13 protein-coding genes are annotated in these 25,136 nt (G+C 35.4%); 11 read left to right on the top strand and 2 right to left on the bottom strand.

What is annotated here, in order from left to right; translation table 11 throughout:
- Positions 1-2: 2 nt before the first annotated feature.
- Positions 3-839, top strand: a complete 837-nt coding sequence (locus DM397_RS06605; RefSeq protein ID WP_111376773.1) for an amidohydrolase family protein — start codon at positions 3-5, stop codon at positions 837-839.
- Between the two features lie 176 nt (positions 840-1,015).
- Here DM397_RS06605 and DM397_RS06600 read toward each other — a convergent pair whose 3' ends face one another.
- Positions 1,016-2,692 carry a glycoside hydrolase family 28 protein gene (locus DM397_RS06600; protein ID WP_111376772.1) on the bottom strand — a complete coding sequence of 559 codons (1,677 nt, stop codon included), beginning with the start codon at positions 2,690-2,692 and terminating at the stop codon, positions 1,016-1,018.
- A 433-nt stretch (positions 2,693-3,125) separates the two neighbouring features.
- Here DM397_RS06600 and DM397_RS06595 point away from each other — a divergent pair, with 433 nt between their 5' ends.
- The 4 genes from DM397_RS06595 (at position 3,126) to DM397_RS06580 (ending at position 9,573) form a co-directional block, all read left to right on the top strand.
- Positions 3,126-5,633 (top strand): right-handed parallel beta-helix repeat-containing protein, encoded by a 2,508-nt coding sequence (locus DM397_RS06595; protein WP_111376771.1) that lies wholly within the window; start codon positions 3,126-3,128, stop codon positions 5,631-5,633.
- A 149-nt stretch (positions 5,634-5,782) separates the two neighbouring features.
- Positions 5,783-6,847: a Gfo/Idh/MocA family protein gene (locus DM397_RS06590; protein ID WP_111376770.1), complete on the top strand. Its 1,065-nt coding sequence runs from the start codon at positions 5,783-5,785 to the stop codon at positions 6,845-6,847.
- Positions 6,844-8,424 carry a sodium:solute symporter gene (locus DM397_RS06585; RefSeq protein ID WP_111376769.1) on the top strand — a complete coding sequence of 527 codons (1,581 nt, stop codon included), beginning with the start codon at positions 6,844-6,846 and terminating at the stop codon, positions 8,422-8,424. Before DM397_RS06590 ends, DM397_RS06585 begins: the two co-directional genes overlap by 4 nt.
- Positions 8,425-8,661: 237 nt before the next feature.
- A complete protein-coding gene (locus DM397_RS06580; protein ID WP_162615470.1) occupies positions 8,662-9,573 on the top strand; it encodes a M23 family metallopeptidase in 912 nt (303 codons plus the stop codon).
- 75 nt (positions 9,574-9,648) lie between these two features.
- Here DM397_RS06580 and DM397_RS06575 read toward each other — a convergent pair whose 3' ends face one another.
- The gene (locus DM397_RS06575; RefSeq protein WP_111376767.1) at positions 9,649-10,860 is read right to left on the bottom strand and encodes an MFS transporter; all 1,212 of its coding nucleotides are present in this window, start codon (positions 10,858-10,860) and stop codon (positions 9,649-9,651) included.
- A gap of 101 nt (positions 10,861-10,961) precedes the next feature.
- On the opposite strand from DM397_RS06575, the gene DM397_RS06570 reads away from it, so the two are divergent.
- From DM397_RS06570 to DM397_RS06545, 6 genes are all read left to right on the top strand, one after another.
- Positions 10,962-11,780, top strand: coding sequence for an AraC family transcriptional regulator (locus tag DM397_RS06570; protein WP_111376766.1), 819 nt, complete (start codon positions 10,962-10,964; stop codon positions 11,778-11,780).
- A gap of 436 nt (positions 11,781-12,216) precedes the next feature.
- The gene (locus DM397_RS06565) at positions 12,217-14,403 is read left to right on the top strand and encodes an alpha-L-rhamnosidase-related protein (protein WP_111376765.1); all 2,187 of its coding nucleotides are present in this window, start codon (positions 12,217-12,219) and stop codon (positions 14,401-14,403) included.
- 257 nt (positions 14,404-14,660) lie between these two features.
- Positions 14,661-16,340, top strand: a complete 1,680-nt coding sequence (locus tag DM397_RS06560) for a glycoside hydrolase family protein (protein ID WP_111376764.1) — start codon at positions 14,661-14,663, stop codon at positions 16,338-16,340.
- Between the two features lie 326 nt (positions 16,341-16,666).
- A complete protein-coding gene (locus DM397_RS06555; protein ID WP_111376763.1) occupies positions 16,667-17,788 on the top strand; it encodes a glycoside hydrolase family protein in 1,122 nt (373 codons plus the stop codon).
- A 166-nt stretch (positions 17,789-17,954) separates the two neighbouring features.
- The gene (locus tag DM397_RS06550) at positions 17,955-21,296 is read left to right on the top strand and encodes a glycoside hydrolase family 2 TIM barrel-domain containing protein (RefSeq protein ID WP_239457810.1); all 3,342 of its coding nucleotides are present in this window, start codon (positions 17,955-17,957) and stop codon (positions 21,294-21,296) included.
- Between the two features lie 316 nt (positions 21,297-21,612).
- Complete coding sequence (locus DM397_RS06545; RefSeq protein WP_111376762.1) at positions 21,613-25,002, top strand: glycosyl hydrolase; 3,390 nt, start codon at positions 21,613-21,615, stop codon at positions 25,000-25,002.
- Positions 25,003-25,136: the final 134 nt, after the last annotated feature.

Raw genomic sequence — 25,136 nt, 5'->3', positions numbered from 1 at the left:
TTATGAGTAAAAGAATAGATTCCCATCAGCATTTTTGGAAGTTTGATCCCGTTAGAGACAGTTGGATTGATGAAACGATGCAGAATATCCAAAGAGATTTTCTTCCTGAAGATTTACAGCCATTATTAAATGCGAATTATTTTGAAGGATGTGTTGCTGTTCAGGCAAGCCAGTCGGAAGAGGAAACTCATTTTTTATTGGATTTGGCTTCTCAAAATGATTTCATAAAAGGAGTTGTCGGCTGGATTGATTTACGAAATGAAAACATTGAAGAGCGTTTGCAATTCTTTTCAGATCAAAAAAAACTGAAAGGTTTTAGACACGTTGTGCAAGGAGAACCAGATGATTTTATGTTTGGAACAGAATTCAGAAGAGGAATCGCAGCTTTAAAAGCATTTAATTATACTTACGATATATTGATTTTCGAACGTCAATTACCAGCTGCAATTAGTTTAGTTCAAGATTTTCCAAACCAAAAATTTGTAATCGATCATATTGCAAAACCAGATATCAAATCAGGAAGTATTGATTCTTGGAAAAATGGTATTGAAGAAATTGCAAAGTGCGAAAACGTCTGGTGCAAAATCTCAGGAATGGTCACAGAAGCCGACTGGAAAAACTGGAAACCAGAAGATTTGAAACCATATTTAGATGTAATTTTTGAAAACTTTTCAGCAGATAAATTGATGTATGGTTCAGATTGGCCCGTTTTAAATGTAGCTTCTGATTATAATGAAGTAGTTAAAACATTGGAAGATTATATTTCGAAGTTTTCTGTTGAAGATCAGAATAAGATCTGGTTTGGGAATGCGAATGAGTTTTATAAACTAAACAGTTAGTTTTTTTTTTAACCATATAAGTTATATAAGTCCAATTTAGCTGGTTCTTAAATAGTTCTCGCAAAGACGCCAAGTCGCAAAGTTTTATTTTCTTAGCGACTTGGCGTCTTTGCGAGATTTTTTTATTCGCATTTTTTATTAAATGAACTTATATAACTTATATGGTTCAAGAAAAACTAAAATTTAACCATTTTTTTAGGAACATTTTTATCAATAGTTGTAGTCTTAGAGAAATTAATCTTAGAACCGCTTAAATCAATATTCTTACTTGCTTCACCATTAATCGTAATTGCGTTTGAAGACGAAGGATTAAATTCGATATTTTTTAGCGAAAGGTTTTTAGTATTGTAAATTTCGAAAGCATTCTTCGCTTCAATATCCAATTGTGTGTTGCTGATTTTAATTCCGTTAGCGTCAATTATTGAAAAACCTTTTTGCGCTTTAGCAATCAGATTTGTGATTTCAATATTTTCTAAGTTCATTTCTGGAAGACCTTGTAAAAATACTGCTTGCTGAGCGCCTTTGATTGTAATGTTTTTGATTACGATATTTTTAAACTGAGGCGTTTCTTCGTTTACCGGAATTGCTTTTGTGCTAACAGTATTTCCACCTTCTGCTAAAGTTTCAGCGATTGATTTTCCTCCGTAATACAAATCGAAAGAAATTGCTTGAGACGGAATATCAGTCATAAAAACATCAGAGATATAAATGTTTTCTACAACACCGCCACGCCCGCGAGTACTCTTGAAACGCAGACCAACATCAGTTCCCATAAAAGTACAATTGGAAACGTGCAGATTTTTTACACCACCAGACATCTCACTTCCAACAGTAACTCCACCATGACCATGATACACAATATTGTTTTTTACAATGATATTTTCGCAAGGAACGCCTCTGTCACGTCCGTCTTTATCTTTACCCGATTTAATGCAGATGGCATCGTCACCCACATCAAAACTTGAATTTTCTATTACTACATTTTTACAAGATTCAACATCAAGTCCGTCACCATTTTGAGAAAACCATGGATTACGAACGGTTATATTTCGAACAATTAAATCTTCAATTAATAACGGGTGAATATTCCAAGCTGGAGAATTTTGAAAAACAGGTCCGTCAAATAGAACTCTTTTACTATTTTGAATGCTTACCAAAACTGGACGAAGGAAATCATGAATAGCCTCAAAATCTTCTTTCGTTTTCAAATCAAGACGAATGTTCTGATCGGCACCTTTAGCACCTTTTAAATATTGTTCAGAAGGATACCAGCTGTCTTTCTTTTCATTTAAAACCCCGCCGGAAGCAACAAATTTCTTCCATTGTTCATCTGTCAGTTTGCTCTTTTTAACTTGTCGCCAAGCTTCGCCAGAACCGTCCCAAATACCATTTCCAGTAAAAGCGATATTCTCTAAGTTTTTTCCATAAATAGGAGAAATACAGCGCCAAGTGTTTAAACCTTCAAAACTGGTTTCGATTATTGGATATAAAGATTTATCGGTACTGAATTTGATTAATGCGCCTCTTTCTGCATGAAGCTCAATATTACTTTTTAGAATGATTGGACCAGTCAGCCAAATTCCAGGCGGAATAATCAGTTTTCCACCGCCTTTTTTCGAAAGTGCATCAATTGCATCTGCAAAAGCTTTTGTATTCAAAACATAACCGCCATTTACTGCCCCAAAGTCTTTTAGATTCACACTGTACTGCGGAATTATAGGCTCTTGAACTTCAGCCATTTTAAACTCAATATTTTTATAAGTGTCAGCAGATTTTTGTGCCGAAGCGGTGTTGAAACTCAAAGCAAAAGAGGCGAGAGCGACACATAAAAGGTTAATTCGGTTAGTTTTCATTCTTATTCTATTATAGTTAAAAGTCTTTTTTAGAGAAATCGATTCACTATTAATTCAATTTTTTATTACTGAAATTTTTATTCAATAAATAAAATTACTGTTTTTTAATTTGAAATATTTAATGTAATCGATTACACAAATCTATTAAAAAAATAATATGAAATGACAGTTTTAGTGAGTTTATCACAGATTTTTTATGAATTTAACTTTTTTTGATTCGGAAATGAAAGGATAATTAAAAGACGAATTTTCGAAATGAATGTCTTGAAGTCAATATTACAGGAGGGTACAGGATGCTCGTAATTTTATATTCTTTTAAATTGTCCCTGTTATTTGGTAAAAGTGTTAAAAATACAATTATTTGTAAAAATTATAGCGCTTTAAATAAATGCCTCGTAATTTTAGCTCAAGAAAAAAATCAATACTATAAATAATGCGTTTAATTCCTTTCAACAAATTACTAGTCGTTTTTTTACTGGTATTCACAATTTCGGCAACTGGAGCTGAAATCTGGGTTTCGCCATCAGGAAAAGATTCAAACCTCGGAACAAAATCAAATCCGTTGGCAACCGTTCACATGGCAATGCGAAAAGCGAGAGAACTTCGTCGTTTAAAAGATCCATCGATTAAAGGCGGAATCCGAATCATAGTAATGAATGGAACGTATTATTTAAACGAACCATTATTTGTACGACCAGAAGATTCTGGAACAGCAGAAAGCCCAACAACAATTGAAGCCGATGTAAATGCAAGACCCATTATAAGCGGTGGAATCGAAATTAAAAACTGGACAAAATCGACAACCATTATCAACGGACTTAAAAAAGGTGCTGTTTGGGTGGCAGATGCTCCTAAAAAAGCAGGAGGCCTAATTGATTACAGACAATTGTGGGTAAATGGCAAAAAAGCCGTAAGAGCCAAAAATACTGCCGGAACCACAATGGAACGTATTTTATCGTGGAATCACGAAGAACAAACCTGCTGGATTCCGTTTAAAGATAAATCGGTGAAGTTCGAGCCGGGAATGGAAATGTTTATTGTACAATGGTGGTCGAATGCCAATCTTAGAATAAAAAATATCGAAGTACAAAAAGACAGCGCCAAACTTTCGTTTGAAGAGCCAGAAAGCCGTATTCAAAGCGAACATCCGTGGCCTGCTCCGTGGATTTCTAAAAATAACGGGAATTCGGCTTATTTCTTAAACAATGCTTTTTCGCTTTTAAACGAGCCTGGAGAATGGTATTTGGATAAGAAAAATGCTAAAATCTATTATGTTCCGAGAGCTGGAGAAGAAATTAATTCGGTTATTATTACAGCTCCAGTTTTAGAAAATCTGGTTGAAGTAAAAGGAACAATCGATTCGCCTGTACATCATTTTCAATTTAAAGGAATTTCGTTTCAGTACAGCAACTGGCTTCGTCCTTCACAGCAAGGTCACGTGCCGTTGCAGTCCGGTTTATATTTATTAGATGCTTATAAATTAAAAGTTCCAGGAACACCAAATCAGGCGAGTTTAGAAAATCAAGCTTGGGTAGGAAGACCTCGTGCAGCGGTTGAAGTTAATTATGCTAATAATATTCAGTTTGAATCTTGCCGTTTTGAACATCTGTCTTCGACAGGTTTAGATTTAAATAAAGGAACGAATCACAATACGGTAAAAGGAAATTTATTTAAAGATATTGGCGGAAGCGCTATCAACGTTGGTGTTTTCTCCGAAGAAGCTTTCGAAGCGCATTTGCCTTTAATTATAAAAGACGAAAGAGAAATGTGTTCGGATGAAGTGATTTCGGACAATTTAATCACCAACGTAACCAATGAAGATTGGGGAACTCTGGGAATCAGTGCAGGTTTTGTTCGAAATATTACAATTGAACACAACGAAATTTCGGATGTCTCTTATTCGGGAATGGCAATGGGCTGGGGTTGGACGCACACGCCAAACGTGATGCAGAACAATAAAATTCTTGGAAATAAAATTCATCATTATGCCAAACATTTACATGATGTAGCGGGAATTTATACGCTTTCGGCTCAGCCAGGAAGCCGAATTGAAGAAAATTATATTGATAAGGTTTACAATAGTCCGTATGCACACGATCCGTTTTTGTGGCTGTATTTATATACCGATGAAGGAAGTGAAGGTTTTACGATTAAAAACAACTGGATTGCCGAAAAGAAAATCCTTAAAAACCATAACGGTCCAAAAGGAAATATTTGGGAGCACAATGATCCGTATGTAAGTTATAAAATTAAAGATGCGGCCGGAATCAGAGCGCCTTACAAAGATTTAGAAAAAGAAGTTGTAATCGATGAAAAATGGGGATTGCAGGAAATGCCAAAACCATATGCAATCGAATTAATAGGTTCTGATTTTGATATCGAAAAAATTAAATCGACTTTAACTGGTTTTAGAATTGTAGGTCAGGAACTGTACCAATGGAAAAATCATTTGGTGATTTACGGGAAAATGAATCAGCCCGAAAGAACGAAACGTAAACTGGCAGGAGCTTTTCCTTCTTTAGAAATAAAAATATATGAAGATTTGGTTTATGATTTCCAAAATTTTGAAAGATGCAAAGATTCAAAACCAGCATCAGATTGGGAAAATGTGGTTTTAACAGCAAATCTTCCTACTGATGAAAAATTGCAAAAAGAATATGTGGAGTATCACAAAACACAATTCGAAAAATGGCCAGAAGTAGCCAAAGGTTTCTGTAATGCTGATTTTCAACAATTGCAGGTTTTTAAAAAAGACAGACAATTGATCTTGGTAATCAGTATTCCGAAAGGAGAAAATCTGGATAAACTCAATCCAAAAACAACACAAAACAATCCTCGCGTAGACGATTGGAACGTCTTAATGAAAAAATACCAAAGCGGAATTGAAGGCACAAAACCAGACGAAACTTGGATTTTCTTGAACAAAGTAGAAACGAAATAAAAAAGAGATAGCCTCGAATTCACGAATTATTTTTTACAATCTAAAGGGAATATTAATTCGAATTATTCGAAAAAAATAATCGCAAAGATTTGAAAAAATAATTCGTGAATTCGTGGCGAAAAAAAACTAATAATCTAAACTAACCACCAATGTTAAAAATAGCCATTCTAGGCCTCGGAGAAGGACGAAGCACAATGTCGGCTGCTATAGAAAGTTCAAAACTAGAACTTGTTAAAATATGCGACCGAAACGAAGAATTGTGCAAACAACGTGCAAAAGAATTCGATTTTCATTCTTATACAACCAATTACGACGATTTATTGAATGATGCATCAATTGATATTATTGCGATTTATACACCAGATCATCTTCATGCACAACATGTAAAACAAGCTTTATTAAGTGGAAAACATGTCGTTTGTACCAAACCGTTTATAGATGATCTTTCGGATGCTAAAGAATTGCTAGAATTAAGCAAATCAACTGGAAAGAAAGTTTTCATTGGACAAAGTTCTCGTTTTTTCGAACCAGCCAAAAGACAAAGAGCGGATTATGAAGCAGGTTTAATTGGAGATTTAATTACGATTGAAGCCCAATATCACGCTGATCACAGATGGTTTTTAAAGAAAGAATGGTCGCTTTTGCAATCGTTTAAATGGCTGTACGGAGGTTTGAGTCATCCCGTAGATTTTATTAGATGGTATTTGCCAAATATTCAGGAAGTAATGGGGTACGGAATGATTAGCAGTAACGGACAAAATGCAGGATTGAAAAATGAAGATACGATGCATTTTATCTTCAAAGCAACTGATGGAAGAATTGCACGTGTAAGTGGTGTCTATACTTCGCCGACTCAGCCAGCGCAACGTGACAGCGGAATGAGCACGATTTTAAGAGCAACAGAAGGAGCAAGTCAGGCAGATTATCATGAATTGCGCTATGCCATTACAGACAAAACTGGCGAAGAAAAAGTAATTACTTGGGGTGACAGTACGATAAAATATTATTTCCGTTTTGAAGGGCAAAGTCACCACGGCGGGGAATATCAGAATTATTTAGAATATTTTACAGATAGTATCGAACAAGGTTTTGAAGCGTATCCAAACATGGAAGAAGGAATTGGAACGGTGGCTTTGTTACAAGCAATGGACAAATCGCTGCAAACTGGAATGCCGGTTAAAATTGCCGATATTCTTAACGAATACGGACTATGAACAGCATCTACGATAAATTAACTACGCTCGATTTTGTCATTGTTGCGGGTTATTTAGTGGCTTTGTTAGTCATTGGATATGTGGTAAGTATGAAACAGAGAAAGAAAAACGAAACGCTTTTTCTGGCCGGAAACTCCTTAAACTGGTACAGCATTGGGTTTAATATGTGGGGAACCAACGTTGGGCCTTCGTCGTTATTGGCTTTTGCAAGTATTGGTTACGCAACGGGAATTGTTGCCGGAAATTTTGAATGGTACGCTTTTGTGTTTTTACTGCTTTTGGCAATGGTTTTTGCGCCAAGATATATTGCGAGTAAAGTGAGCACAATGCCCGAATATATGGGAAAACGCTATGGCGATAGTACACAGAATATTTTGGCTTGGTACGCTTTGGTAAAAATATTAGTTAGCTGGTTGTCTTTAGGATTATTCAGCGGAGGCGTTTTAGTACGTCAGATTTTAGGAATCCCGATGTGGCAGAGCGTTACCGTTTTAGTGATTTTTTCTGGAATTTTTACTTTTGCGGGAGGATTAAAAGCAATTGCAAAAGTGAATGTTTTTCAGATGATTTTGTTAATTGTCGTTTCATTAACACTTTCCTTTTTAGGTTTACAAAAACTAGGAGGAATCGATGTTTTAATTGCTAAAACTCCATCTAACTTTTGGAACTTAGTCCGTCCTTCAGATGATGCGCATTATCCTTGGCCAGCTATTTTGTTAGGATATCCTGTAGCAGCAGTTGCTTTTTTCTGTACGGATCAATCGATGGTACAAAGTGTTTTGGGAGCGAAAAACTTAGAACAAGGACAATTGGGCGTAAATTTTATTGGTTGGTTAAAAGTAATGGCGTTGCCATTATTTATTCTTCCAGGAATTTTGTGTTATGCGTTATATCCAGAATTAGGAAGCAATTCTGATTTGGCTTATATGACCATGGTTACAAACCTTTTCCCAAGCGGAATGAACGGTTTGGTAATCTGTGTGATGATTGCAGTTTTGGTGGGAACAATTGGTTCTTCTTTAAACGCGTTGAGCACCGTTTTTACGAATGATATTTATGTAAAGAAAATTAATCCGACGGCGACAATTCAAGATCAAATTAAAATTGGACGTTTAACCATTGCTGCTGGATGTATTTTTGCGATTCTAATTGCCGTTGCGATTGACAACATCAAAGGACAGAATTTGTTCAACATCTTTCAGGCGGTTTTAGGTTTCCTGGCGCCTTCGTTATCTGTTGTTTTTCTTTTGAGTGTTTTCTGGAAACGCACGACTAAAAAAGCCGTAAATGTAACGCTTTCTTGGGGTTCGGCTTTTAGTTTGTTTGTTGGGGTTTTATATCTATGGATTTTCCCTGCTGATAAATATCCAGTTTGGCCTCACTTTTTATTGATTTCGTTTTACATTTTTGCTGTGCTTTTAATTACAGCTGTTATTATTTCTTTAACCGATAAAAATCCTGAAGTTAATGTTTCAAATGAAACGGATATTCCTAAAACGAGTAAAAAAGTAAAGCTCTTGTTTGGGTTGTTAGGATTGGTGATTGTTCTTTTGTATCTAATTTTTAATTTCAATTAATTATAATTAAAACAGCCAAAAGTTTTAAAGTAAGATTATAAAACTTTGCAGTAATAAAAGCGTTTTCTTGTTTGGAAGCGCTTTTATTGTTTGATATAAAAAATATGTCAAGATAGAATTTCAGTAAATTACTGTGTTAAATAAATAATATAAAGACTACTTTTGTATTTTTAATTGTAGTTTTTGTACTACATTTGTATTGCTTTTTAAACAATGTTTAATGATAAAAATGTAATTATGTCAAAAAGTAATTTTTTTAAAATTTTAGTTTTTCTTCTTTCTGTTTTCAATTCCATTACCGCTCAAAATCAAATCTATGTTACTCGGACCAGAAATGCAGATAATAGTGTTGAGTTTAAATATACTAAGGCAGTGCCGGGTAATTATTTTATAGAATTTAATATAGAAAACGTTTCAAATGTAAACGATATTGTTGCAATCAAAAAAACGTATAACATAAATTTAATTGATGATACGGGAACGCTTTTTAAACTTTATCCTGCTGATAAAGAGAAGCCAATTAATTGTTCGTACAGTTACATTTGTAGAAGGGGACTTATTAAACCTCAAGTAGATTATGCTATAACCTATTTGCTTCCCTTTAAAGAGAATAAAACCGTAACGATTTATGAGTCTAATAGATTTAATGTAAGATCAGATATATGGAAAAATTATGTTGTGTACTCTAAAACAAAAGACACAATTTGTTCCATGAGAAAAGGTATTGTTACTGAAATCAAAAGAAATGCTATTGATAAAGATGGAAAAGTAGTTTTTAAAACTGAAATTGTTGTTGATCATGCAGATGGAACTAATGCATCTTATATTGGTCTTGATGAAAAATCACTATCTGTAAAAGTGAATGATCCGGTTTTTCCTGGCACTCATTTGGGAGTGATGGATGATATATTAGACAATACAAAGAATCGTAATTTTAAATTTAATATCTATTATTTTTCTAATGAAGAAGTAGACATGGTAGACGGGGAAAAAAATGTTAAAATAATTGAAAAATCTGTTATGCCGGTTTTTTATACCTCAGAAGGATATCAAAATTTGATAACGGATCAAAATTATACAGTAAAATATAAAGATGAGATTTTGTTAAAAGAAATGACTCCTCAAGAGAAAGCGATGTATAAGTCTTAGATTAAAAGGTAGATTATTATAAATAAAAAATGCTCCAAATATGGAGCATTTTTTATTTTTTTAAGCTTTTAAAGTTTAAGCATTTTTCTTTCTACCTTCAATATTAGGCAAGAACCCAGTAATAACTCCAATCAAAGGCAGAAACGCACAAATTTTAAATACATATTCAATACTTGTAGCATCGGCAATTTTTCCTAAAATAGCAGAACCTAATCCGCCCATTCCGAAAGCAAATCCGAAGAAAAGACCCGCAACAAGTCCGACTTTTCCGGGCATTAATTCAGTTGCATAAACCAGAATTGCTGAGAATGCAGATGAAAGAATCAATCCGATAATTACAGATAAAGTTCCAACCCAAAATAAAGAAACATAAGGCAACATCAAAGTAAACGGAGCAACACCAAGAATTGAAACCCAGATTACATATTTTCTGCCATAACGATCTCCAATTGGTCCTCCAATTAAAGTTCCTGCAGCAACAGCGCCAGAAAACAAGAATAAATAGACTTGTGACTGCTGAATTGTGATGTGAAATTTATCTATAAGGAAGAAAGTATAATAACTCGTAATACTGCTCATATAGAAATACTTAGAGAAAATCAGAACCAATAAAATAATCAACGAAGCAATTACTCGGTTTTTAGATAAATGATGTGTTTCAATTTTGTGAGCGGCTTTATTCGCATTTCTTTCGGATAAATGTGCTGTGTACCAAATCGCAATTTTATACAAAGCAAAAACGCCAACTAACGCAATAATACAAAACCAAGCGATATAAGATTGTCCGTGCGGAATAACGATAAATGCCGCTAATAATGGTCCGATCGCACTTCCTGCATTTCCTCCCAATTGAAAAATAGACTGCGCCAAACCTCTTTTTCCGCCCGAAGCCAAATGCGCCACACGTGAAGATTCTGGATGAAAAATGGAAGATCCAATTCCGATTAAACTTACGGATAATAATAAGTTGATAAAACTCGAAGCAATCGAAACAAAGAAAAGTCCAACCATTGTAAAACACATTCCAACAATTAGCGAGTATGGTTTTGAGTTTTTATCGGTATACATTCCCACAAATGGCTGTAAAATAGACGCTACCATTTGGTAAGTTAGCGTAATGATACCAATTTGAGTAAAACTTAAACTGAAATTATCTTTTAAAAGCGGATAAATTGAAGGAACAACAGCCTGTAAAAGATCATTAATTAAATGAGAAAAACTTATGATGAATAAGATCGAATAGGTGGTTTTTTTAACTATGTCAGGATTTGCTTTAATAGTGTCCATGAGATATTTTTTGATTTTTAAATTAGATTAAAAAACAACAGCTGTATTATTTTTTGCAAAGATTAAAAGAATACTAATGTCAGAGTTGCTATATTTGGACAATGAATAATCGATATCGGACATATAGAGTGGCAACGGATTTTGGGTATCAAGTAGATTCCTCAATCCCAGTTATCGGTTATACTGAAACAGTTAACAACGAAATGTGTATCTCACACTCGCATCCAAGAGCACAATTGATCTATGCAACTCGTGGCGTAATGAATGTTGTGGTTGGCAATAACATTTGGGTTGTAAATCCGTTGCAAGGCCTTTGGATTCCAAGCGGAGTAGAGCATCAGGTTACTTTTCAGAAAGACGTTAACTATTACAGTGTTTTTATTGATCCTTCTGCAATTGGAGGATTGCCAGAAAAGAGTTTTTCGTTTGATATTCCAATGTTTTTAAAGCAGTTGGTTTTCAAAATCATTTCTTTTGGAACAAGTGGTAAGTTAACAGAATCACAATTAAGAATCATTTATGTCTTTTTAGATGAACTGGCTTTAATAGAGCCAAGCGCCACGTTTTTGCCTACTACAAATGATGAAAGGCTGCAGAAAGTGGTAGAACTTTTAATGAATGATGTTTCGAGTAAACAAACAATTGATTATTATGCCGAACTTTCTTTTATGAGCAGCCGAACTTTATCGCGATTATTCATAAAAGAATTGGGAATGAATTTCAGTGATTGGCGCACCCGAATGAAATTACTGGAAGCCATTAAAAGATTAGGCGAAAAACAATCCATAAAAGAAATCGCTTTAGATTTAGGTTACGAAACAGCAAGTGCTTTTATTTATATGTTTAAAAAGCATTTGGGCAAAACGCCTTCTAATTATATTTTAGAAGATGAAAATGAATCTGATAGAATGATTGCTTAGGTTTTGAGTGTAAATTGAACGCGGATGAAACGGATTTACTTCGTAAAGACGCGGATTGACACGGATTTTTTAAACACATAGAAACATAGGTTTTTATTCTCTTTGCGAAATTGAGGATATTGAAAATGACTAGTCATTAACACATAGCTATGTGTATGTATGCAAGTGAAACGCCTTTTTATGTGCAAAGGAAGTCTATGTTTCTATGTGTTTAAAAAATAAATCCGTTTTCTTCCGCGTCTTCGCGATAGCGAATCCGTCTCATCCGCGTCCCATAAAATTGTAACATCATTTTTTTTAGTACTAAAAAAGTGATAAGCCATAATTTTTCCCTTAAAAAATTATCAAAAAGTATTGTTTTTTATGAAATAGCAGGATAGTGCAGGTTGTCAAATGTAAAGATAACACTTATCTTTAGTCCCAAAATACACTAACTATGCTAAACCGTCTTCCCATTTTTAAGACTTTACTTCTTTTTGTTGCCCTTTTTTCTTGTTCGCTGTCATTTGCGCAAGAAAAACCAAAAGAAGCGACATGGATTTGGTATCCAGGAGATTTCGAAGTTTGGCTAAGTAATAAAATGCAGGTTAGACGTACAGAACGCGAAGCTGTATTTCCTCCGCTTTGGCAATATTACAGTCCTTATGCTTTGGTTACTTTTCAAACAGAAGTAGATATTCCAAAACCAGACGAAGTGAAAATCTTTTCAGAAGGACCTTTTCAATTACTTTTAGACGGCGTTCAAATTTACGGACAGCCAAAATCAATCGCGATTCCTGCGGGAAAACACAAAATTTCTTTTAAAGTGTACAATCAAGAAGTATTGCCAGCTATTTATATTTCAGGTCAATACGTTAAATCTGATGCTTCATGGAAAGTAACCAACGAAGATAAACTTTGGATTGATGAAACTGGAAAAGCACAACAATCTGGCACACCTTGGGTTCCAGTTGGTTCTTGGAATTTTAATTCGCCAGAAAGTAAACCTTCAGAATTTAAACTAACAACCAAACCTTTAAGCGCTAAAAAAACAGAAAAAGTAGGATCTGGTCAACTAGTAGATTTTGGTAAAGAAACTTTTGGGTACATTAAAATTCACGGTTTAAAAGGAAAAGGCAAATTAGCATTGTATTATGGTGAATCTCGTGAAGAAGCTTTAGATTCTGCCAAATGCGAAACTTTAGATCATTTATCTTTTGATGGAAAACAGTCTCAAACTTACACGCATGATGGATCGAAAGCATTCCGTTATGTTCAAGTACAAGCAGATGCAGGAGTAAAATACGATTCTATTTCGATGCTTTATGAATATCTGCCATTAGACTATCGTGGTGCATTCAGATCTTCGGATGAGCAATTGAATAAAATTTGGGATGTGTCGGCTTATACGATGCATTTAACCTCTCGTGAATTTTTTATAGACGGAATTAAACGTGACCGTTGGGTTTGGTCTGGCGACGCTTATCAAAGTTACTTAATGAATTATTATTTGTTCTTTGATTCGGCTTCGGTCGAGAGAACTCTGTTAGCACTTCGTGGAAAAGATCCTGTAACGGCTCACGTAAATATCATTATGGATTATTCGCTGTATTGGTTTGTAGGCGTTTACGATTACTACTTACACACAGGCGATACGAAATTCATCAAAACTTTTTATCCAAGAATGAAATCGCTTATGGATTTCTGTTTAGAAAGAAGAAACAAAAATGGATTCCTAGAACCACTAGAAGGCGATTGGGTTTTTATTGATTGGGCAGACGGACTTCCAAAAACGGGAGAAGTGAGTTTTGAGCAAATGCTTTTAGCAAGAAGTTTAGAAGCGATGGCTGTAAGTGCAGAAATTGCTGGTAAAACTGAGGATCAAAAACAATATCAAAAATTAGGAACTGATTTAAAAACTAAATTATTTGATGTCTTTTGGGATAAAAAAGAAAACGTAATGAAACATCAGCGTATCGATGGAAAAATGCAAAACATCGTAACGAGATACGCTAATATGTTCGGCATTTTCTTCAATTATTTTAATGAAGAACAAAAACAAAGTGTAAAAAATAAAGTGTTGCTTAATAAAGATGTTCTTCAAATCACAACACCATATATGCGTTTTTACGAATTGGAAGCTTTGTGCGCAATGGGCGAACAGAATTATGTTTTAAAAGAAATGAAAAACTATTGGGGAGGAATGCTGAATGAAGGCGCAACATCTTTCTGGGAAGAATACAATCCGAATAAAAAAGGAACGGAGCACTTAACAATGTACGGACGTCCTTACGGGAAAAGCCTTTGCCACGCTTGGGGCGCAAGTCCGATTTATTTATTAGGAAAATATTATTTAGGTGTAAAACCAACTGCTCCAGGTTATTCAGAATATGAAATCAGACCAAATCTTGGCGGTTTAAAATGGATAGAAGGAAAAGTGCCAACACCAAACGGAGAAGTTGCCGTGTATTGCAGTACCAAAGAAATTAAAGTAAAAGCAGGCGAAGGAGAGGGGAAATTGATTTTTGAAAGTTCTGTTAAACCAAAAACAAACTCTGGAATGATTACAGAATTAGCAAAAAATAAATATCAATTGATTGTAAAACCGAATGTGGAGTATAAAGTGAGTTATAAGGCTCTATAGTTATTAGTGATTAGTGATTAGCTCATAGTTTTTAACAACCAGTTTGTCATTCCGAGGAACGAGGAATCACACTCGAAACCACAAAGATTATCACGCCCAGTTTGTCATTTCGACGTAAGGAGAAATCTTCGCAAGTAGCTCCGCAAAGATTGATCTTAAAAGCGTGCTCAGCAAATGAAGATTTCTCCTTACGTCGAAATGACAAGATCGGGGGAAATGCATAAGAAGGAATAAAAGTCAATAAAAATAAAAAACCAATGTTTTCAAAAAACACAAAATACAGCTTCAAATTAAAAATAGTATTCTTAATGCTATTAACCGCCTGCATCCAAGCTACAGCACAAAACACCGCATGGAAACCAGCATCATTTGAAATTGTAAAATCAAACTACAAAACTTTCAAAACGACACAATACGCTCATGTATTTTCAGGAAGCAAACACAATATTGTTCGTTTAGCTCCAGAATTGCAAGGTTTAACGGGGATTGAACTTCCTTTAGATAAATATAAAAATGGAACAAATACTCCATTACAATTAAAGTTTAAAGAGCCTGTAACGGTTTTAATTGGTGTTTTTCAGGATAAAAATGCGGAATATCTACAAGCAAATCAAATTGGAAATAATAATGAGATTCTTGAAAATGGAGTTACAATTACAGGTTTACCACCGGTAAGTGTTTATGCAATTCCGTACGGAAAAGGAACTCACACTATTTTGCCAAATCAAAAAGGATTATTTGCTGTTTTGGGAGTTTTGAAAAGCGACCAGCAGTTGAATGCGAGAGATGCTAAATTACCAGACGGAAAACTTTGGAATCCAACTTTTATCGTTGAAGGATTTTCAGATGAAAAACCACTTTTCGAAATTATCGGCGGAGAAAACAAACCGGTTATAGATGAAGGAATGTCTGGAACAGAAGGAATTCAGGGAGGTTTTGAAGGCGGACGTGTGGTTAAAGTTGGCGATATGTATCATATGTTTCCAACCGAAAGAGCAGGCGAAAAAGGTGTTGATTACTATTATGACCGTGTAAAAACCAAAATAGGACATTGGACAAGTAAAGATGCAATTCACTGGAAAAGAGAATCAACAATTTACCAAGCAAGCGGAACTTATGCCGTTACAGATGACGATAATCCAATGAATGATCGTCGTGCAGCTATTTGGTCTTATATGCCAATTTTCAACGAAAAAGCAAACAAATGGTACGGCTATTATTTGGCGTACACGGTAAGTAAAGAAATAGAACCAAATCATTCATTCGGAAGAATTTGGCGTTGTGAATCAACTGTGGATGGAATCAACGGAATCGGCGGACCGTATAAAGATATGGGAATCATTATGGAACCAGGATTGGATTCCCAACCTTGGGAGGGTCGTCAGGGTGTTGCTTCGTTTTTTCCGTATCAAGTTGGCGATAAATACTTCGGATTTTATAGCGGTGCGTACCCATTCAATTCATGGGCAGATTATCCGAAGAAATCAGGAAAAGGCTGGTTTGTAGCTTTAGCCGAATCCAAAAGTTTAGAAGGCCCTTGGTTGAGAATGAATAAAGGTTTGGAACCCATTAAAACCATGCATCCGCTTTTTGTTGAGAATCCAATTGTGAGCCAATTACCAAACGGAATGTACATCGCCATTTTCGACGGAGGCCCAGACGGCTGGGGACATCATTTACCGAATATGATTGCGTATTCATTATCAGCAGATGGAATTAATTGGGCAGAAGCACATTATTTACCAATAGAAACCAAAGTCGATAAATGGTGGGATATTATGAGAACTCCGCTTTGTCTAATCCCGGAAGGGAATGACGTTTACACAATAGTGTACAATGCAATCGATTTGAAAAGAAGATTTCACCCAACAGGAATGGTCAAGGTAAAATTGAATAAAGATGTAATGGAATCTAAATTAAGAGAATTGAAGAAATAATTGAGCATAAATAGAACGCGGATTAAACGGATTTACTTCGTAAAAACGCTGATTTGCACAGATCTTATTTAATTTGAACTAAAGAAATAAATTAAAGTTTCCCGCAGATTTTGCAGATCAAGCAGATAAAAAAAATCAGCTAAATCTGCAGAATCTCCGGGAGAAAAATAAAAAAACTTTGCGACTTAGCGACTTTGCGAGAGCTATAAATAAAGCTTAGAATTAATCTCGCAAAGACACAAAGGCGCAAAGAAAAAATAAACTTAGTCCCGATAGCTATCGGGATAGCGCCTTCGTGGCAAAAGCAAACAAAACATAACCAAAAAATGAAAATTAAATATCTAATCGTAGCCATTTCAGCACTTGCCATAACCAGCTGTGCAACCAAATACAAGAAAAGAGAAATTACCGATAGCGTAATGCAGGAGATTTACGAAGAAATCAAAACGCCTTATAAATACGGTTTGGTAATGGTTCCTACCGATAACTCATACAAAATGGATTGCCCAAGTGTATTTAGAAAAGATGGTAAATGGTACATGACGTATTTAATTTACGACGGAAGAGGTTATGAAACTTGGTTAGCAGAAAGCGACAATCTTTTAGATTGGAAACATCTGGGAAAAGTAATGTCTTTCTCAGAAAATGAAAAACATTGGGATGTCAACCAAAAAGCAGGATATATTTCGTTGCAAGATCTGACTTGGGGCGGAAGCTACGAATGGGAAAAGTACGATGACAAATACTGGATGAGTTATTTTGGCGGAGACAGCAAAGGTTATGAAGCAGGCGTTTTATCAATCGGAATGGCATACACCAAAGAAGCGCCGACAAAACCACACGAATTTCAGAGATTAGAAAATCCGGTTTTAACGCCAAAAGACAAAGACGCCAAATGGTGGGATAATAGTACGATGTACAAAAACAGTGTAATTCGTGATAAAGACAAAGTTACAGGACACAATTTTATCATGTATTACAATGCCCGTGGCGATAGTATCAATCCTGCGAAAGGTGCTGAGCGTATTGCGATGGCAGTATCAAACGACATGAAGACCTGGAAACGTTATGGCGACAAACCATTAATCAACCATCATATAGGAATTTCGGGAGATGCTTATATTCAGCGTATTAATGATACTTGGGTAATGTTCTATTTTGGAGCTTTTTGGTCGGGTTGGAATCAAGGTGCATTTAACCGTTTTGCAGTGTCAAATGATTTAGTAAACTGGACAGATTGGAAAGGCGATGACTTAGTTAAATCATCTGAACCATACGATGATTTGTTTGCACATAAATCATTTGTCGTAAAACATGATGGGGTTGTGTATCATTTTTACTGCGCCGTTAACAAAGCAGAACAAAGAGGAATTGCCATTGCAACATCTAAAGATTTAGGAAAAAGCAAATTGAATTTTGTGGCTCCGCCGGAGAAAAAGAAAAAGTAGTTATGAGTTATGAGTTATGAGTTATGAGTTATGAGTTATGAGTTATGAGTTATGAAATAACTTAATACTCCCAACTGAAATGACTCCGTTAGGAGGCACTCGTCGGTAGAAGAGAATATTAACGCATTTATTGTTTGTCCTGTAGGGACAATTGAATTAAATAATAATGAAATACAATATAGAAACAATGTTTACATCAAAATCAAATTATAACAATCCATTTTTCAGATTACGATTTTTGACGTATGCATTTTACATTTTACTATTCACAATTAACACAAACGCACAATCCGTAACAGGAGAACCGGCGGGTGTTCCCGAATTGCATAAAAAATACGAATTTGCTCCGTGGGAAGATCCAACAATTACAAGCATCAACAGACAGCCATCAAGAGCGACGGCCTATTCATATGCAAGTGTTGAGGACGCTTTAAAAGGCGACAGAACCAAAAGCCGAATCCAAATGCTAAACGGCGATTGGAATTTTAAATATGCAGTGAATCTGAAAGAAGCTTCAAAAGATTTCTATAAAAACACCGTTTCAGGATGGGATAAAATTGAAGTGCCTTCTAACTGGGAAATGAAAGGGTACGATAATCCAATTTACAAAAGTGCCGTTTATCCGTTTAGACCCATAAATCCGCCTTATATTCCTAAAGATTATAACGGAGTTGGTTCGTATCAAAGAAGTTTTACGGTTCCCGAAAACTGGAAAGATATGACCGTGACATTACATTTCGGAGCCGTTAGTTCAGGTTTTGAAGTTTGGTTAAATGGAGAATTTTTAGGTTATGGCGAAGACAGTTTTCTGCCATCAGAATTTGATATTACGCCTTATTTAAAAGCAGGAGAAAATGTAGTTTCTGTTCGTGTAATTCGTTGGACAGACGGTTCTTATTTAGAAGATCAGGATCATTGGCGTATGAGCGGAATCCAGCGTGAAGTTTTTATTATGGCCGAGCCGAAATTACGTATTCAGGATTTCTTTGTTCAAACCAAATTAGACAAACAATACACAGATGCTATTTTTAAACTGCGTCCGAAAGTTGAAAATTTAACTGGAGCAAAAATCAAAGATTACACTATGAACGTTCAGTTGTACGATGCCAATAATACTGCCATCTTCAAAGAACCGCTTCAAAGACCTGTAATTGATTTAATCAACGAAAGTTATCCTCGTCTGGACAATGTTCGTTTCGGATTCTTCCAAGAAACCATTAAAAATCCTAAAAAATGGAGTTCAGAAGAACCGAATTTATATACAATGGTCATTTCCATAAAAGATAAAAACGGAAATGTTACCGAAGCCAAAAGCTGTAAAGTTGGTTTCCGTTCGATTGAATTCTCGAAAGAAAACGGAAAAATGCTCATCAACGGAAAAGAAACATATGTTTATGGTGTAAACCGTCACGATCATCATCCAACAAGAGGAAAAGCCGTTACAAGAGAAGATATCAAACAAGATATTACCACGATTAAAAAGTTTAATTTCAATTTTATACGTACAAGTCATTATCCAAACGATCCTTATTTCTACGAATTATGTGATCAATACGGAATCATGGTTATGGACGAAGCCAATCAGGAAACACACGGAATTGGCGGGAAATTAAGCAACGATCCACTGTGGACAAATGCTTATATGGAAAGAATGATTCGAATGGTTGAAAGAGATAAAAACCATCCGTCTGTTGTGATGTGGAGTTTAGGAAACGAAGGAGGAAAAGGCCCGAATCATGCTGCAATGTCGGGCTGGGTTCATGATTTCGATATAACACGTCCAGTTCATTACGAACCAGCGCAGGGAAATGCCAAATTAGACGGATATATTGATCCGCTTGATCCGGGATATCCAAAAACAATCGATCACGCGTATCGATTCGAAAATCCGCAGGATGATTCGTATGTCGATATGGTGAGCCGTTTTTATCCGGGCATTTTCACACCGAAATTTTTAGTTGATCAAAAGAAAGATACTCGTCCGATTATTTTTGTGGAATATTCGCATGCGATGGGAAATTCGGTTGGAAATTTAAAAGAATTATGGGATGAATTCCGTTCGCTTCCTAGAGTTATCGGAGGTTGTATTTGGGAATTTAAAGATCAGGGAATTGTGAAATTCGATTCCAGATCAGGTCAGAATTATTTTGCTCACGGAGGAGATTTTGGCGAGAAATACCATGACGGGAACTTCAATACCAAAGGAATTGTAGATTCTTACGGAAAACCAAAAGGTTCGATTTTTGAGAATAAATGGGTGTATCAGCCAGCGATTTCGACTTTAAACGGAAATCAAATAGAAATTAAAAATCGTCAGGCGGTTAAGTCTTTAGAAGGTTATATTCCGGTTTTAAAAGTTTTGGAAAACGGAAACGTAATCAAAACTCAGATTTTAAAACCGTTAAAAGTAGAAGCAGGACAATCAACAACATTAGATATCAGTTCTTATCTTCCAAAAATGAAAGCCGATGCCGAATATATTTTAAATATAGAATTCCAGCTTTCAAAAGATGAACTTTGGGCTTCAAAAGGTTACGCTGTCGCTGAAGATCAGTTTATATTGAAAAAGAAAGAAGTTGTTTCTCCAGAATCGAAAAAAGAAACGCTGAACGTTTCTGAATCAGATTTAGATTTTAAAATCAAAGGAAAAACTTTTGATATTACAATTGGAAAAACAAACGGAGCTTTGAGTTCTTATATTTTCAATGGAGAAGAACAAGTTTTTGCACCATTGCTTCCGAACTTCGTAAGACCACTTACAGATAACGACAAACGTGGTTGGAAATCGCAAAAGTTGTTGAAACAATGGTATAAAGCAAAACCAAAATTGGTTAAGATTTCAATTGATAAATCAGCTTCTGAAATTAAAATAACAAGCGATTATGAAGTTATAAAAGATAGTGCGAGCGTAAAAGTGATCTATAATATTTTACCAAACGGATTAATAAAAGTAGATTATAGTTTAAAAGCATCAAACAAACTGCCAAACATTCCAAAAATCGGAATGCAGATGGGAGTTCAGAGAAAATTCGATCAGATTTCATGGTACGGAAAAGGCGAATTAGAAAATTATAGCGACAGAAGTTTTGGTTCGTTTGTTGGGAAATATTCGCTTCCAATAAATGATTTTATCGAACATTATCCAAAACCACAAGAAAACGGAAACAGATGTGATATAAGATGGATGGCATTAAGTACTCCGCAGAAAAATAACGGATTTTTAGTAGTAAACGATACCAAAGTTTTAAGCATGAGTGCATGGCCGTATACACAGGAAAACTTAAGCTCATCTGGTCATACATACGATTTGAAAGATCCAGGATTTTTAACGCTGAACATAGATTTAATCCAAATGGGAGTGGGAGGAAACGACAGCTGGACGATTGTAGCACAGCCATTAGAGCAATATCAGATTAAATCTGGAAATTACGAGTATAGTTTTTATTTGACGCCTTTCAGCGGTTCGAAGAATGAATTGGAAAGTAGTTTGAAGAAGTTTAAATATTAGTTGATAATTGATAATTGATAATTGATAATTGATAATTGATAATTGATAATTGATAATTGATAATTGATAATTTTTAAATTAAAAACTAAAGATTAAAGATAACGTTTGTCATTTCGACGAAGGGGAAATCTTCGCAAGAAACTCCACAAAGGTTATCAAACATAGCCCGAGGTTTCAACCTCGGGAAACGTGTCGTTAAATAACGATGCGTCCCAATGGTTGAAACCATTGGCTATGTTTTAATAACAAATAATATATCAAACCCGACAGGTTTCAAAAACCTGTCGGGTTTACAAACGAAATAAAACAAAGAATAATGTTTCAAAAAAAACACCTCTTTTTTATCCTTCTTTTTGCAAGCATCGTCTCTGCACAGGAAATCCATAAAAAAGAAACCAATTTTCAACCAACATTAGAATCCTCAAGACCTTGGGTGTATTGGTATTGGATGAAATCTGCGTATTCTAAACCCGGAATTACAGCCGATTTAGAAGCGATGAAACAAGCTGGAATTGCAGGCGCTTATTTAATGACCATTAAAGGACCAGTAAATCCGCCATTGATAGATCCGCCAGTTTTACAGTTGACGCCTGAATTTTGGGATATGATTCATTGGGCTTTTAAAGAAGCAGATCGTTTAGGATTAAAACTGGCTTTTCACGGAGCAGACGGATTTGCCGTTGCAGGTGGGCCTTGGATTACACCAGAAAAGTCGATGCAGAAAGTAGTCTGGTCAACGACTGAAATTTTAGGCGGAAAAAAAGCGGCTTTAAAACTGCCAGTTCCAGAACATTACAAAGATTATTATAAAGACATTGCCACTTTTGCTATTCCGATTAAGGAATACCAAATCACTTCGCAAATGCAATTGCCAAAAGTAACGACATCAAACAATACCGATGCTTCGTTTTTGGCGGATCCTAAAAAAGACGAAAATTTCAAGTTTGCCGATGCAGGATGGATTCAGTATGAATTTGCACAGCCTTTTACCTGCAAATCTATTGTAATTGAAACCAAAGGAAGAGATTTTCAGGCACAGCGCCTGATTGTAGAAGTGAGTGATGATGGAGTTAATTTTAGATTCCACGATAGAATGATCGCACCACGTCACGGCTGGCAGGATATGGATTTCCCCAATACACATACTATTACGCCAGTTACAGCAAAATATTTCAGATTTGTTTACGATCCAAAAGGGACAGAACCTGGAGCAGAAGATTTGGATTTTGCAAAGTGGAAACAGAATCTGAAAGTGAGTAAAATTATACTCTCAAATCAATCATTAATAAATAATTATGAAGGAAAGTCAGGAGCAATTTGGCGTTTGACTCCACAAACTACTGAAAAAGAAATTCCAAATTCTGAGGCATTCAAAAAATCAGAAATCATTAATATTTCGAATTTTGTGGATGCCGATGGAAACCTGAACTGGAAAGCGCCAAAAGGGAAATGGAAAATTATCCGAATGGGACATACTTCGACAGGGCATGAAAATGCCACTGGCGGAGCAGGAAAAGGATTGGAAGTTGATAAATTTAATCCCGAATTAATTCGTTTTCAATTGGATCATTGGTTTGGAGAAGCCGTTCGTTCTGTTGGGCCAGAATTGGCTTCAAAAGTTCTGGAAATCCTTCATTTTGACAGCTGGGAATGTGGAAGCCAAAACTGGTCTTCGGTTTTTCAGGCTGAATTTAAAAAGAGACGTGGTTATGATATTGTAGATTATCTGCCTGTAATGGCTGGAATTCCTGTAGAAAGTGCCGATTTTTCAGAGAAAGTTTTATACGATGTTAGAAAAACAATTGCCGATTTAGTTGCCGATAATTTCTATGGAACTGTGGCGCAAATCGCCAAAGAAAATAACGTTAAATTAAGTTCAGAAAATGTTGCGCCAACCATGATGAGCGATGCTTTATTGCATTATAAATATGTCGATTATCCAGGTGGTGAATTTTGGCTGAAAAGCCCAACACACGACAAACCTTTTGATATGGTCGATGCCATTTCGGGCGGACATATTTATGGGAAAGACATCATTCAGGCAGAATCTTTCACGGCTTTGCGAATGGATTGGAACGAACATCCCGGAAATCTAAAAACGACAGCAGACCGCAATTATGCTTTAGGAATCAACCGTTTGTTCTACCATGTTTTTGTTCATAATCCGTGGACAGATAGAAAACCGGGAATGACTTTAGATGATATCGGAACTTTTTTTCAAAGAGATCAAACGTGGTGGAAACCCGGAAAAGCTTGGTTTGATTATTGTCAGAGAGTGCAGTTTCAATTGCAAAAAGGAAAACCTGTAATTGATTTGGCGGTTTTTATTGGAGAAGATTTTCCTTCACGTTCTTTTGTTCCAGATCGTTTAGTGCCGTTTATTCCGAATGTTTTCGGAAAAGAAAGATTGGAAAGCGAGAAAATCCGTTTAGAAAATGAAGGTCAGCCAACGGCAAAAATGCCAAAAGAAGTGACCTATTCTAAAAATATAACCGATTTATCACAATGGATTAATCCGTTGAATGGATATCAATATGATTCTTTCAATGCTGATGTTTTAATTAATAGAGCGAAAGTAGTAAACGGAAAAATTTCATTTGATGGCGGAATTGAATATGGTGCTTTATTCTTCCCAGGAAGTCATAAAATGTCGCCAAATAAGATTTTGTCTCTGGCTTCTGCCGAGAGAATATTACAATTGCTAAAAGACGGAGCTACGATTTTTGTAGATGAAAAACCAACTATTCAGCCAGGAATTCAATCAGAATCAGATCAAAAGAAATGGCAGAGTGTAATTGATGAAATCTGGAATAACAACAATTCTTCAACATGGAAAATCGGAAAAGGAACAGTTATTAAATTACCGTATTTAGGAAATGATTTTGCTTCCATCGGAATCACCCAAGACGTTTATTTTCCAAATTTAAACCGAGCCGATTCAGAAACATTAGCGTGGGCGCATCGTAAATCGGATACTGAAGATATTTATTTTATTTCAAATCAGAAAGCAGAAAAAAGAACATTTAATGCTTCGTTTAGAATTTCAAGAAAAGTGCCGCAATGGTACAATCCTGTAACAGATCAAACTTCGGCTTTAGCCAATTGGAAAATAGAAAACGGAAGAACAATTGTTTCGATAGCTTTAGAGGCAAACGAGTCTGGTTTTGTGATTTTTAAAGAAGAGACGAAAGAAGTTTTAGCAAAAGGAAAATCATCTGAATTTGAAAAAGTTCAAACTTTAGATGAAAGTTGGGAATTGCAATTTGATCCAGAATTTAAAGGTCCGAAAGAAGTGGTAAAAACAAACAAACTTTTTGATTGGAGCACTTCTAATAATGATCAGATTAAGTATTATTCAGGAACCGTGGTTTATAAAAAAGAGTTTATTTGGAAAGGAAAAAACACCGATAAAATCTGGCTGGATTTAGGCGAAATTGCCAATATAGCCGAAATCAAAATCAACGGAAAAGATTGTGGAACGCTTTGGACTTTTCCTTTCAAAACGGATATTTCAAAAGCTTTACAAAAAGGAAAAAATTCAATAGAAATTAAAGTTACAAATACTTGGGCAAATAGATTAATTGGTGATCAAAAATTACCAAAAGAAGAAAGGTTAACGTGGACAACAGCGCCATTTCGATTAGAAGGAGAACTGTTGTTGAAAGCAGGGTTATTTGGGCCCATAACGATTTTAAAAGAGGAGTAAAGAATATGTCGCTCCGCTGGAGCTTTTGTATGATGGTGTTGTTTATTCTATAAATATTTCGTCCCTCTGGGACTTGTTCAGTAGGATCGGATTATTTATTGAAAAGAAATTTAAAAACATGTATTTATTTCAAA

Origin of the sequence: Flavobacterium nitrogenifigens, from assembly GCF_003254565.1 — a bacterium.
In the GTDB taxonomy this organism is placed as follows: Bacteria; Bacteroidota; Bacteroidia; order Flavobacteriales; family Flavobacteriaceae; genus Flavobacterium; species Flavobacterium nitrogenifigens.
This window is presented reverse-complemented; position numbering and strand designations above follow the sequence as displayed.